Annotated in this window: 10 protein-coding genes; 5 read left to right on the top strand and 5 right to left on the bottom strand. The window is 70.9% G+C overall.

Features of this window, described 5'->3' with window-relative positions; all coding sequences use genetic code 11:
* Positions 1-7: 7 nt before the first annotated feature.
* Positions 8-1,006 (bottom strand): NADPH:quinone reductase, encoded by a 999-nt coding sequence (locus tag OG210_RS29145; protein ID WP_328324192.1) that lies wholly within the window; start codon positions 1,004-1,006, stop codon positions 8-10.
* 135 nt (positions 1,007-1,141) lie between these two features.
* Between OG210_RS29145 and OG210_RS29140 the strand changes: the two genes are divergently transcribed.
* The 5 genes from OG210_RS29140 (at position 1,142) to OG210_RS29120 (ending at position 7,228) form a co-directional block, all read left to right on the top strand.
* The gene (locus tag OG210_RS29140; protein ID WP_328324194.1) at positions 1,142-1,582 is read left to right on the top strand and encodes a GNAT family N-acetyltransferase; all 441 of its coding nucleotides are present in this window, start codon (positions 1,142-1,144) and stop codon (positions 1,580-1,582) included.
* An 89-nt stretch (positions 1,583-1,671) separates the two neighbouring features.
* On the top strand, positions 1,672-2,214 hold the full coding sequence (locus OG210_RS29135; RefSeq protein ID WP_328324196.1) for an SRPBCC family protein: 543 nt from the start codon (positions 1,672-1,674) through the stop codon (positions 2,212-2,214).
* 94 nt (positions 2,215-2,308) lie between these two features.
* Complete coding sequence (locus OG210_RS29130) at positions 2,309-3,883, top strand: class I adenylate-forming enzyme family protein (protein WP_328324198.1); 1,575 nt, start codon at positions 2,309-2,311, stop codon at positions 3,881-3,883.
* A gap of 20 nt (positions 3,884-3,903) precedes the next feature.
* The gene (locus OG210_RS29125) at positions 3,904-5,169 is read left to right on the top strand and encodes an FAD-dependent monooxygenase (protein WP_328324200.1); all 1,266 of its coding nucleotides are present in this window, start codon (positions 3,904-3,906) and stop codon (positions 5,167-5,169) included.
* A 58-nt stretch (positions 5,170-5,227) separates the two neighbouring features.
* Entirely contained in the window at positions 5,228-7,228 is a 2,001-nt protein-coding gene (locus OG210_RS29120; protein WP_328324202.1) for an FAD/NAD(P)-binding protein, read from the top strand.
* 144 nt (positions 7,229-7,372) lie between these two features.
* On the opposite strand, the gene OG210_RS29115 is transcribed toward OG210_RS29120, so the two are convergent.
* From OG210_RS29115 to OG210_RS29100, 4 genes are all read right to left on the bottom strand, one after another.
* Positions 7,373-8,569 (bottom strand): MFS transporter, encoded by a 1,197-nt coding sequence (locus OG210_RS29115; protein ID WP_328324204.1) that lies wholly within the window; start codon positions 8,567-8,569, stop codon positions 7,373-7,375.
* 180 nt (positions 8,570-8,749) lie between these two features.
* Complete coding sequence (locus tag OG210_RS29110; protein WP_371540536.1) at positions 8,750-9,229, bottom strand: Rrf2 family transcriptional regulator; 480 nt, start codon at positions 9,227-9,229, stop codon at positions 8,750-8,752.
* A gap of 74 nt (positions 9,230-9,303) precedes the next feature.
* Entirely contained in the window at positions 9,304-10,902 is a 1,599-nt protein-coding gene (locus tag OG210_RS29105; RefSeq protein ID WP_371539482.1) for an FAD-dependent monooxygenase, read from the bottom strand.
* Positions 10,899-12,473, bottom strand: a complete 1,575-nt coding sequence (locus OG210_RS29100) for an AMP-binding protein (RefSeq protein WP_328324208.1) — start codon at positions 12,471-12,473, stop codon at positions 10,899-10,901. The genes OG210_RS29105 and OG210_RS29100 overlap by 4 nt, the downstream gene beginning before the upstream one ends.
* Positions 12,474-12,558: the final 85 nt, after the last annotated feature.

The following is a 12,558-nucleotide window of genomic DNA, read 5'->3' as shown; positions in this document are numbered from 1 at the left end:
GAGGCCGTCAGTGGTCCGGGCGGAGAACGACCCTTCTGCCGTGGAGCCGGCCGGCCTCCATCCGGCGGTGGGTATCCGCGGCGGAGCTCAGCGGAAGCGTCTCGATGGCGCGGGGGCGCAGGCGGGCATCGCTCAGGAAGCTGTTGACGGTGACGGCTACCTCGGCCAGCTCCGCCGCTGTCGCATGGGAGATGACGAATCCGACCACCGAGCAGTCGTTCATGTAGAGCGGTCCCGCCGGCAGCACAGGACGGGACCCGGCCCCTGCCAGCAGTACGATCCTGCCGCGGCGGGCCAGCAGGCCGACGGCGTTCGTCAGGTCGTTCTCGCCCGCGGTGTCGAGGTAGAGGTCCACGCCCTGCGGCGTGGCAGCCCGGATGCGCCCGAAGAGGTCGGGGTCCCGGTAGTCCAGTACCTCCGAGGCTCCGAGCGAGCGGCAGTACTCGGCGTCGCGCGCGCCGGCGGTGGCGACGACCCGGGCACCCGCCCGGACGGCCAGGACCACCAGCGCGCTCCCGACGTTCCCGGCCCCGCCCGCGACGAGGACCGTCTCACCGGCGCGGATCCTGCCGTGGGTGAACAGGGCGAGAGCGGCCGTGGCGGCGGGGTGGACCAGGGCCACCGCCTCGTACGGGTCGACCCCGTCCGGGAGGCGGTAGAGCCGGTCGGCCGCCACCACGGCCTGCTCGGCCGCGGCCCCCTGCCGGCCTCCGTGGCCGAGACTGTTGCTCCACACCAGGTCGCCCACCGCGAAGCCCGGTGCTTCCGAACCGGTCGCGGAGGGAGAGGAGAGCGCGGAGACCCTGCCGACCAGATCCCGGCCGATCACGAACGGGAAGTCGACGGGCGTGGGGAAGGCTCCCGAGCGGACGAAGGTGTCCACCGGATTGACCGTGGTGGCGAGCACATCGATGAGTACGTCGGTGGGGCCCGGCAGGGGCGGCGGCAGCTCGCCGTAGCGGATGACGTCCGGGGTGCCGAGCTGTTCTATGTAGGCGGCGCGCATGGTTCAGCATCCTGACACGGCCGACGCGGGCCGCCACGAACCGCAACCGATGTTCGTCAACTCGCTCCCGCGGCCGGTGAGGCGAGCATCGGCAGACACTCCGACGGCCCGGCGGCCGGGTCATAGGCTGCCGGTATGAACCTGACAACAGCTGACATCGTGCCCGGACAGGCAGCCATGCAGACCGGGATAGGGCCCCTCCTGCGGACGTTGCGACCCGATCTCACCGAAGCGGCATTCACGGCCTTCGCCGCGGAGGCCCACCGGCAGGGTCTCGTCTTCACCGCTGCCTACACCCCGGACGGGCGGTGCGTGGGCGTGGCGACTCACCGGACGCTGCTGACGAGCCGCGGCCGTCTGCTGTTCGTCGACGATCTGGTCACCGATCCCCAAGTGCGGTCGGGCGGCGTCGGAAGTCTGCTGATGGAGGAACTGGAGGCGCGGGCCCGGCGGGCCGGCTGCACCCGGATCGAACTCGACTCGGGGGTCGCCAATCACGGAGCCCACCGCTTCTACCACTCCCACCGCATGGTGATCTCGGCCCACCACTTCGCCCGGGACCTCAGTGCGGAATGAGGGCGCGGGACGGTGCCGGGCGGGGCGACTTGACGGACCCGCACCCCGGCCTTTGACCTGCGACATGGGGCATCTGCAAGCTTCCGGGCATGGACCGAGACACCAGTAATGAATCGCCGCTCTTCGAACTCCGCGTCCGCATAGACCTTTCCGCAGCACCGGACGCTGTGTACGCGATCGTCAGCGATCTGCCGCGCAGTGGCGAATGGAGCCCGGAATGTCTGGGAGGCGAATGGGTCTCCGGTGAACCGGCCACGGTCGGCGCCGTTTTCCGCGGGGAGAACCTGCGCGACGAGAGTGTCGTTTCCTGGGCACCTGTCGTACGGGGAAAGTGGATCACCCAGTCCGAAGTCGTCGCCGCCGACCCCGGTCTGACGTTCCGCTGGGCCATGCGCGACACCGCTGGGAACCGGCAACAGAGCGTCTGGGGTTTCGACATCGAGCCTGCGGAGGGCGGTTGCACCCTCACTCACCATTTCCGTATGGACCAGGCGACCGAAGGAATCCGCGGCATTGTCGCGGATATGGACGAGCAGGAGAAGCGGCGGTTCTTCACCGAATGGGGCACCAAGGTGAAGGGCGATCTGGCCGCCACACTCGACCGCGTCAAGGCCGTTGTCGACAGGGGCTGAACAGCACCGCACCAGCCTCCTGAACTCTCCGGCCGAAGCGGTGACCAGCGTGCGGCGGCCGGATTCCTATGTCCACCGACGAGAGCTTGGCGGCATGCTTCTACAACGCGCAGGAAATCGCGGATTCCGGCTGGGGACGCTTTTCGAGCGGGCGGCGGCCCGGCATCCGGCGAATATTCTGATTCTCGACCACGAACTCGGCATCGCGCCTTCGGCAGGTCTGCGGATGACCGTCGCCGAGGTGGCGGACATCGTCGACGACTTCGCCTCCCGGCTGTGGGCCGCGCGGGTACGCCCCGGTCAGAAAGTGGTCGTCCACAAGTCCGACGGGTTCGACATCATCCTCCTCGCCTGTGCGGTGGCGCGCATCGGCGCCGTACCCGTGCTCCTGTCCCCCGCGCTGGACGGCACGACGGTCGCGGAACTGGTCCGGCGGGTGGGCAGCCCCTTCCTGGTGACCGACCCGGACAAGCTCGCGAAGGAGCTGCCGGACACGGTCTTCGAGCTGGCCGAGCGGGTACTGCTCACCACCGGAGACCACGACCGGGCCGTCTCCCTGACCTCGCTGGCGGGAGTCGGCCGCGTCGCCCCGGTGACCCTGCCTCCCGAGCGCCCGGCACTCATCACCCACACCTCGGGGACCACCGGTACCCCGAAGCTCGCCGTCCATACGGGCCACAGCCTGCAGGCGAGGTACCGGCCCCAGTTGCTGGCCGTCGCGCCCATCCTGGTCAGGCGCGAGACCATCGCCCTGCATGTGTCGTTCGTGCACTCCCGGCTCTTCACCGCGCTCGCCATCTCGCTGATGCGCGGATTCCCGATGGCCGTGCTCGCCGATTCCGACGTACGGCGGGTGGGCGATCTCTTCGCCCGTATCCGCCCCGGCGTCCTGGAGGCACACCCCAACTCCTTCATGGAGTGGGAGCAGTTGGCCGACGACCCGCGTGAGCCACTGGCGAACGTCAAACTCTTCAGCAGCACCTTCGACGCCATTCACCCCCGGACCGTGCGCCGGCTGCTGCAGGCGACGCGGCGTACGGCCCCGGTCTTCGGCCAGCTCTACGGACAGAGCGAGGTGGGACCGGCGGTGGTGCGCGCGTTCACCCGGCGGCGGCATCCGGATGCGGACGGGCGCTGCGTCGGAATGCCGTTCCCCGGTATGACGGAGGCCCGTGTCGTGAGCCGTGACGGCAGGCCGCCGTCGGAGTCCAGCCCGGGTTACATCGAGGTGCGCAGCCACGGCCGCATCGTGACCTATCTCGGCGAGCACGACCGCTATGAGCAGCAGGTCTCCGACGGCGGATGGTGGCGGATGGGCGACGTCGGCTACCGCACGAGGTGGGGATGCGTCCACCTCCTCGACCGGGAGGTGGATCTGATCGAGGGGTTCGGCAGCACCCTGGCCGCCGAGGACACCCTGCTCGGCAGGCTGGCGGAGCTGAACGAGGTCGTCATCGTGCGCGGCGCGGACGGCACAGCGGTGCCCGTCGTCTGCACCAAGGACGACAGACCGCTGGACGCGGCGGCGTGGGACGCCGCGGCGGTAGACCTGCCGCCGATGGCCGCGCCCGTGCACCAGCGTCTGGGAGATCTGCCACAGACGGCCACCACCAAGATCAAGAGGCTTGAGCTCGCGCGGCTCCTCTCAGCGGAGGGACAGCACCCGTGACGGAGCGCGGAGGGAGCAGGATGACGAAGACAGTGGTCGTCGGCGGCGGCATCGGCGGACTGGCCGCCGCACTCGCCGTCGCCGGGCAGGGACATCAGGTCCTGGTTCTCGAACGGGCCGATCGCTTCGCCGAGATCGGCGCCGGTATCCAGCTGGCGCCCAACGGCCTGCACGCCCTCGACCGCCTCGGTCTGGGGGACGCTGTCCGGGAGACGGCCGTACGGATGGACGCTCTGCGGTTCATGGACGGGGTCACCGGTGAGCACGTGGCGAGTATGCCGCTCACCGGGGAGTACCGGCGCCGCTTCGGCAATCCGTACGTCGTCGTGCACCGGGCCGAACTGCACGGCCTGCTGCTGGACGCGTGCCGCCGTCACGGTGGGGTCGCACTGCGCAGCGGCAGCGGCGTCGCCGGCTACGAACAGGACGGGGCGAGCGCGACGGCCGTCCTCGACGACGGCCGGCGCATCCGCGCGGACGGACTGATCGGCGCCGACGGCATTCACTCGGCGGTGCGCGGGCAACTCGTCGGCGACGGAGCGCCGGTCGTCTCCGGACTCACCGTCTACCGGGCCGTCATCGAGATGACCCGCGTACCCGAGGAACTCCGCTCCCCCACCGTGACCTGGTGGGCCGGTCCCGGCTGCCACTTCGTGCACTATCCGATCGCCGGCGGGAAGTACCTCAATCTCGCCGCCAGCCGTGACGACGGAGCGACGACGGCGTTCGCCGGTGTGTCCGTGACACGGGAGCGTGTACGCCGCGAGTTCACGGACCTGGGTGAAGTCCCGCACCGGCTCCTTGAGTTGGGCGAGGACTGGAGGTCCTGGGTGCTCGTGGACCGTGAACCGGTGCGCGACTGGACGGACGGGCGGGTGGCCCTGCTGGGGGACGCCGCGCATCCGATGCTGCACTACGCGGCCCAGGGCGCCTGCCAGGCACTGGAGGACGCCGTGCTGCTCGGCGGGATGCTCGGCGTCCCCGCCGATGAGTTCCCCGCACGGTTCGAGAAGTACAACGCCGAACGGCGCGACCGGACCGCGCAGATCCAGCTTCTCGCCCGCCGGAGCACGCAGTTGTGGCATCCGGCCGGGGAGGCGGCCCGTGCGAGGAACGCGCTGCTGTCCTCCCTGTCGGCGACCGGACTGCACGACCGGGTGGCCTGGATGCACGGCGCCCGGTCCTTCGATTCGGCGGACGCACTGCCCGCCCCCGGCCAGGACCCAGCCGTACGAGCCCCCGGCCAGGACCCGGCCGTACGAGCCCCCCGCCGGGCGGAAGCATGACCACCCCGCGGTCCACCCCACTGATCTTCATCGGCCAACCGAGAGCGGAGCGCCCGTTATGAGCAGCAGCCGTATCGAAGTCTGTGTCGTCGGCGCCGGCCCCCGCGGACTGTCCGTGCTGGAGCGGCTGTGTGCCAACGAGCGGCAGTCCCCGTCGCACCCGTCGGTGACCGTGCACGTCGTCGACCCGGCCACTCCGGGCGCCGGCGCCGTATGGCGTACCGAACAGTCCCGCCACCTCCTGATGAACACCGTGGCCTCACAGATAACCGTCTACACGGACGACAGTTCACAGATCGAGGGGCCGGTCGAGCCGGGCCCCAGCCTTTACGAGTGGGCCCAGGAGCTGGTCCGGGCCCCGGCCGGCGACGGTGGCGGGGAGGCGCCGGACGTCATCGACGCGGCGGCCCTCACCGAGGCCCGGGGGCTGGGACCCGACACGTATCCGACCCGTGCCTTCTACGGCAGTTATCTGGCCGACCGGTTCCGTCATATGGCCGCCCACGCGCCGGCCCATGTGACGGTCCGGGTGCACCGGTCGCGTGCGGTCGCCATGGCCGACACACACGGCGTTCCCGGCGGGCCGCAGGGCGTCCGGCTCGAAGACGGTACGAGACTCGACCACCTGGACGCCATCGTTCTCGCGCTCGGCCATGTCTCGGCCCGTCTCACCCCGCAGGAGGAGCGGACGGCAAGTCTCGCCCGTATCCACCACCTCACCTACATCACCCCCGCCAACCCGGCGGACCTCGACCTCAGCGGGATCCAGCCGGGCCGCCCGGTGCTGCTGCGAGGTCTGGGCCTCAACTTCTTCGACCACATGGCGCTGTTCACCGCCGGGCGCGGAGGGACGTTCGGCCGGGAGGGCGGGCGCCTGGTCTACCGGCCTTCGGGACAGGAACCGCTGCTGTACGCGAGTTCGCGCCGCGGGGTTCCGTACCAGGCCCGCGGGGAGAACGAGAAGGGCGCGTTCGGACGGTACTTCCCCAGGCTCCTGACCCCGGCACTGATCGACGGACTCCGCAGCAGGCCGGCCGGGTCCGGCGGGGTCCGCTTCGCCGCTGAGCTGTGGCCGGTCATCTCCCGGGAAGTCGAGAGCGTGTACTACGGCACCCTGCTGGAGGCCAGGGGGCGGGGCGCGGACCGCGAGCCCTTCACCGAGCAGTACCTGGCCCTCCCGCTGGGGCAGGACCCGGCGGCGCTGCTGGACGCCTGGCGTATCGGGGCCGCCGACCGCTGGAGCTGGGAACGGCTCACCAAGCCCTACGGGGACCGGGTCTTCGCCGATCGCGACGCGTTCCGGTCCTGGCTGCTGGAGTATCTGGCCCGGGACGTGCGGCAGGCGAGAGCCGGCAACGTCAGCGGCCCGCTCAAGGCCGCGCTGGACGTCCTGCGGGACCTGCGGAACGAGGTCCGGCTGGCGGTCGACCACGGGGGCCTGCACGGCGACTCGCACCGGGACGACCTCGAAGGCTGGTACACCCCCCTGAACGCCTACCTCTCCATCGGCCCGCCGGCCTCCCGTATCGAGGAGATGGGCGCGCTCATCGAAGCGGGCATCCTGGAGCTCACGGGCCCGGGCACCCGTATCCGCATCGACACGGGCAACCCGGCCTTCGTCGCCGACTCCACTCTCGTGCCCGGCCCTCCGGTGCGGGCGCAGATACTGATCGAGGCCCGGCTGCCGGAGCCCGATCTGCGCCGCACCGCCGATCCGCTGCTGCGGCATCTGCTGAACACCGGCCAGTGCACCACGTACCGCATCCCGGGCGGCCAGGAGGGCGGTTACGAGACCGGGGGGCTCGCCGTGACCCCGCGGCCCTACCACGTCCTCGGCCCTCAGGGCCACGCCCACCCGCGCCGGTTCGCCTACGGGGTTCCCACCGAGTCCGTGCACTGGGTGACCGCGGCCGGCATCCGGCCCGGAGTGGACTCGGTGACCCTGGGCGACTCCGACGAGATCGCCCGCGCCGTACTCGCGCTGCCCCCGGTCGCTCATGTCCCGGCAGCGGTACGCCCGGTCACCACCGACATCGACCTCGTGGGAGTAGTCGTGTAGCCGGGCCGTCACCCCCGGGTACCCCACCGCGATGACCCGTGAGCCGGGGCCGCGTTGCGCCGAGAACGGTCGGCGCAACGCGGCGGTTCATGGAGGGGTGCGGGTGCCGGACCGGATCCCGCTGGGCCCCGACGGCGCACGCTCTCAGGCGAGTTGCGCCTTCCTGGACGCGCCCACGGCCACCGCGGTCAGGAGGACGAGGGCGCCTCCGAGCCACAGCACACCGGCCGTCGATCCGTCCACGACACGGCCGCCGATCAGTGCGCCGAGGGCGATCGACAGGTTGAACATCATGACGAAGAGGGACGAGGCGGCCTCGCCCGCCTCCGGCGCGGCCTTGAGCATCCAGGTCTGCAGGCTCACCGAGACCCCTCCGTACCCGAGGCCCCAGACCACCAGGAGGATGAGCCCTCCGATGTGTCCGGTGCCGAGGACGGGGATGAGCACCATCGCGGCCGTCAGCACGACGGCGATGACGAACAGGGTCCGCCGGACGTTCGTAGCGGCCCGGGAGCCGGCCACGAAGTTGCCGAGGATGCCCGCCACTCCGTAGATGAGCAGCAGCGAGCTGGTCATGTCGCCGTCGAAGCCGGAGATGTCCTGGAGGACCGGGCGGACGAAGGTGTACGCGATGAAGTGGCCGGTGATGAGCAGGAAAGTGGCCAGTACGCCGATACGGATCGCCGCGTTGGCGCGGAGCAGCGCGGGCAGTTCGGCCATGGTGATCGTCCGGGTGGCCGGCAGCGGCGGGACCATGAGGACCAGGCAGACCAGCGCTGCCAGGCCGAGCGCCCCGACCGAGGCGAACGCGGTGCGCCAGCCGCTCATGTCACCGAGCAGGGTACCGGTGGGCACCCCGAGAACGGATGCGGTCGAGACACCGCCGAAGATGATCGACATGGCCCGGGGGACATGCTTCTCCGGGACAAGCCGCAGGGCGAGGCCGCCCGCGATCGCCCAGAAGCCGCCGACGCTCACACCGATGAAGAGGCGGGCGATGAGCAGGGTGGCGAAGTTCGGGGCGAAGGCGCCGGCCAGGTTGGCCACGCCGACCAGGGCGACCAGTACGGCCAGCACCCACCGGCGGTCCAGCCGGCCGGCGGCGACGGTGATCAGCGGCGCCGATACCGCGGCCACCAGGCCGGGCACCGTCACCATCAGTCCGGCCGTCCCCTCGGACACGTTCAGCTCGGATCCGACCGGCGTGAGCAGGCCGACCGGCAGCAGTTCCGACGTCATCAGGGCGAAGATTCCCAGGGTGACGGCGGAGACCGCGAGCCACCCCTTCAGCGGCGACCTGTCCGTAGTGGTGGTGGACACCGGAGATTCGAGGTCCGTCACGGAGTGCCCCCGATTCCCTGCCGCAGTGGTCGCGGATCTGCCGTCCACCGGGGCAACACCTCGCAGAAACAGTCGAGTTGAAGCTGAGCACTCATGGTTGAACCCCTTGGGTATCAGGATAAAAAATGTCCAGAATTGCTGTGCAGGTCTTCCCGCCGCCGCCCCGGGGGCGGTGCGGGTTCAGACGCGGGAGTCGGCGAACCAGCGGCGTACGCGGGCGGGCACACCGGGGGCGGTGCGCTCGGCCGTGGCCTTGACGTCCGCGAGGGTCTGGCCCGCGAGCTCCTGGCGCCAGGCGAGTTCGGCCCTGCGCATGGCCCGCGAGACGGTGCACGGATCGCCGTAGTTGTCCGGCATCCCCGCACCCGGCCCCTGCTGCCGGATCTCGGTACAGCGGAAGGCCTGGTCCGGCCCCTCGATCGCCGCCACCACATCCATCAGGGTGACGTCCTCGGGCCTGCGGGCCAGCCGGAACCCGCCCCGCGGGCCCGGAGCGGACGACACGATGCCCGCCCGGGCCAGCGCTTGCAGCTGCTTGTTGAGGTAGGCGGCGGGCAGGTCGTGGTACGCCGCGAGCCGGGCAGCGGTGATCGCCCGCTCGTCCCCCGCCCACGCCAGGTTGAGGCAACTGTGCAGCGCCCATTCGACGCCCTCATGCATCCTCATATCCCGGATATTAAATGTCCGCGATACGACGACGCAACCCCAACGGCCTTGCGTCGGACAGGAGATGCTCAGGGTCGCGGCAGCAGCGCGGAACCCAGTTCGGCCTCCAGCCGGTTCAGGTCCCGCTCGTGGCCATGAGCCGCGATGTGCCCGTCCGGACGGACGAGGTAGTAGCCCGGCCTGCCGCAGCCGCCGTGCGTCGCCACATCCGCGCGCGACATCCGCACCACGCGCACCAGCGGCCACCGGGCGGCCAGGTGCCCGAGCTCGGTCAGCCAGGCGGAACCGTCCCGGGGCGCGATGACGGCCAGGGCCCAGGCCGACGGGTCCACGTCCGGGCCCGAGATACCGAGGGGCACCGCCCGCTCCCGGGGAAAGACCGCGCCGACCTTCAGACCGCCGGGAAGGCGGGTCCGCGGCGGACAGCCCGACCGGCGGGCCGGGTACTGGGTGTCGCGGGCCGGCGTATAGGCCAGGCGCCGGCCGGCCATCACGGGTGCGTACAGCCGGGACACCGCGCCGGACCTGTCGAGCAGCCGGAAAGCGGCGTCGCGGGCCCGGATGCGCACCTGGCTCTCGACCATCCACGCCCGGGTCTGGAGATCGGTGTCACGGACGATGCGGCGGGTCGCTTCCGAGCGCTCCGGGCCGTAACTCCGCAGCAGTGAACCCGGCGCCCGGCCCTGGATCACCGAAGCCAGTTTCCAGCCGAGGTTGTTGGCGTCCTGGAGCCCGTTGTTCATGCCCTGGCCGCCCGCCGGGCTGTGCACATGCGCCGCGTCGCCCATGAGGAAGACGCGTCCGCGCTGGAAGTCGGTGGCGTGCCGGGCATGGACCCGGAAGACCGTCTGCCAGACCGGTTCGGTGATCCGCACCCCGCGCGGCCCCCGTTCGTCGAGTACGGCCTGCATCATGGGCGCGCTCACCTCCTGGCCGCCGGGCATGACGGACAGGAAGCGGAAGACACCGTCCGGCATCGGCACGATCACGAGCGTCCCCGCCGGGGACTGGTAGTAGCTGATCTCGTCCGGCGGAAGGTCGCCCTCGATACGGGTGTCGACCAGCGCGAAGGCCATTTCGTATGTGCTGCCGTCGAAGCCGATGCCGAGCTGGCCGCGCACCGAGCTGCCCGCTCCGTCGGCCCCGATGACGAACGGCGCCCTGACGCGTTCCACTCCACCGTCGGCATGCTCGAGTACGGCGGTGACACCGTCGGTCGCCCCGATGTCCCCGGAGTGGTCGACGTCGTCGAGGGCCAGCAGCCGTACGCCGCGTTCGGGTTTGCCGCCGAGGCTCTCCAGCCGCCCGGTGAGTGCCTGTTCGGTCTCGTACTGCGGGAGGATCCGGGATGCCAGGTCCTCGGTGAAGCCGAAGGAGGCGAGCAGCCTGCGCTCGGAGAAGTAGCTGAAGGCGTCGATCCGCGTGGAACTCCGCCGGATCTCCTCGTACAGCCCCACGTCCTCCAGGATGTCGAGCGCCCGTGGCCACAGCGACAGGGCCTTCGGGGCCCGCACGGGCTGCGGCGCCCGGTCGATGAGGCGCACCCGGACCCCGCGCCGCAGCAGCTCGCAGGCCGCCATCAGCCCGCTCGGTCCGGCGCCGACCACGAGCACGTCGAAGTCCGCCGCGGGGGGCCGGCCGTCGGCCCCGGTCATCTGCTCTGTCACGATTCCGGGCCCTCCTGCGACCTCAGCCACTGGGACAGTTCGATGCGCTTGATCTTCATGGTGGCCGTACGGGGCAGCTCCGTCAGCGGCATCTGGACCGGAGCTGCCATCGGCGCGAGATCGGCCACCGCCGAGCGCCACCGTTCGGCTTCCAGCGGGCGGTCGTCCCTGGTGCACACGACCGGGACGGGCTCCTGGCGCGGGCCCGCCACCACGACGAGTTCGGTCAGCTCCTCCAGCCGGCCGAGCAGGGTGTCCTCCACCTCAAGGGTGCTGTGGATGGTCGGGATGACGTCGACCTCACGGTCCAGCAGATGGAGGCAGCCGAACCTGGAGCGGTACCCGACATCGCCGCCGCGCCACCAACTGCCGCGCACCTGCTGCTCGAAGCGCTCCCGTTCCCCGAAGTAGGTCAGGGCGCGGCCGCCGGTGCTCACCTCGATGTACCCCGGGGTGTCCCGGGACGGCCGGGCGCCGTTGCGGCTCACCAGCCGGAAGTTCGTCACGCCGGGCATGGCGAACCCAAGGCACCGGCCGTCGGCCTTGTGCGCGTTCTTCCGGGTGTAGCCGCGGCCCACCAGCGGGCCGCACTCGCTCTGGCCGTAGATCTGGAAGAACAGCGGCGAGCGGCGTTCCGACGCCCGCAGCAGCCGGTCCATGGTGCTCGGGTGGATCGCGTCGAACGTGCTGCTGAAATAACGGACGTTGGCGAGCGGTCTGCGCGGGTGGTCGACGAGTTCTTCCCACTCCATGAAGGAGTTCGGATGGGTTTCGATGAACCCGGGCCGGGTCTCGGCGAAGAGCTCCGCGACCCCGGCGGGCTCCGAGTCGTTCATGATGACCAGCGGCATGGCCCGGGGCAGAAGTACGGCGAGCGCCAGATACATCCGCGAGTGCACGTACGACACATGGATGGCCACGGTCTCGCGCCGGTGGACGAAGGAGGCGAGCCGCTCCTGCGGGCGGTACCGGCCGCGCAGGGTGCGCGCGGAGTGCACGACGAGCTTCGGCAGCCCTGTGGTGCCGGAGGTGTGCGTCATCAGCGCGGGCTGGTCGGGGTGGAGCTTGACGGGCCGCTGCCGCGGCGCCCCGGCCAGCCCGGCCAGGGACACGGCGTCCGGCCGGGAGCCGGTGGTGACGATGACGCGGTCGGTGAGGTCGGCGACCGGGAAGCCGGACAGTGTCCCGTCCAGCTTCGTCGGGTCGGTGAGCAGATGCGGCCGGTCCAGTCGTTCGAGCAGCGCGGCGACGCTCTCGCCCTCCAGAGCCGGTGACAGCATGACCGGCACGGCGCCGATACGGGCCGCCGCCGTCGCCAGCACGTAGATGTCGAACCCGGGGCTCAGATGGATGGCGACGTGTTCGCTGGGCCGGACCCCGGCGGCCCACAGGCGGCCCGCCATGTCGTCGACGTGCTCGGCGAGTTCGGCGACGGTCAGCGTGCGACCGACGCGGGGAAGGGTGACCATGTCGTGGTCGAGCGTGATCAGTGTGCCGCCATTCTTCGCGGCGGCCGACTCGGGCACCGATCCGAGATAGAGGCCGTTGTTGCTGGAAGGTATCCGTAACATCAGGATGTCCTCGGCTTCGACTGCGGCTGCACAGATGGGTGGTGGGCTGGGGAAGACGACACCGCCGGCGCGGTCCCGGGTACAG

The sequence above is a fragment of the Streptomyces sp. NBC_00466 genome (assembly GCF_041433995.1).
In the GTDB taxonomy this organism is placed as follows: Bacteria; Actinomycetota; Actinomycetes; order Streptomycetales; family Streptomycetaceae; genus Streptomyces.
Note: the sequence above shows the minus strand (reverse complement) of the source record. Positions and strands in the feature narration are given on the sequence as shown.

What these genes read in the sequence shown, in the direction of transcription:
- OG210_RS29145 (WP_328324192.1), bottom strand. Translation starts at nt 1,006, where the DNA reads ATGCGCGCCGCCTACATAGAACAGCTCGGCACCCCGGACGTCATCCGC.
- OG210_RS29140 (WP_328324194.1), top strand. Translation starts at nt 1,142, where the DNA reads ATGAACCTGACAACAGCTGACATCGTGCCCGGACAGGCAGCCATGCAG.
- OG210_RS29135 (WP_328324196.1), top strand. Translation starts at nt 1,672, where the DNA reads ATGGACCGAGACACCAGTAATGAATCGCCGCTCTTCGAACTCCGCGTC.
- OG210_RS29130 (WP_328324198.1), top strand. Translation starts at nt 2,309, where the DNA reads ATGCTTCTACAACGCGCAGGAAATCGCGGATTCCGGCTGGGGACGCTT.
- OG210_RS29125 (WP_328324200.1), top strand. Translation starts at nt 3,904, where the DNA reads ATGACGAAGACAGTGGTCGTCGGCGGCGGCATCGGCGGACTGGCCGCC.
- OG210_RS29120 (WP_328324202.1), top strand. Translation starts at nt 5,228, where the DNA reads ATGAGCAGCAGCCGTATCGAAGTCTGTGTCGTCGGCGCCGGCCCCCGC.
- OG210_RS29110 (WP_371540536.1), bottom strand. Translation starts at nt 9,229, where the DNA reads ATGCATGAGGGCGTCGAATGGGCGCTGCACAGTTGCCTCAACCTGGCG.
- OG210_RS29100 (WP_328324208.1), bottom strand. Translation starts at nt 12,473, where the DNA reads ATGTTACGGATACCTTCCAGCAACAACGGCCTCTATCTCGGATCGGTG.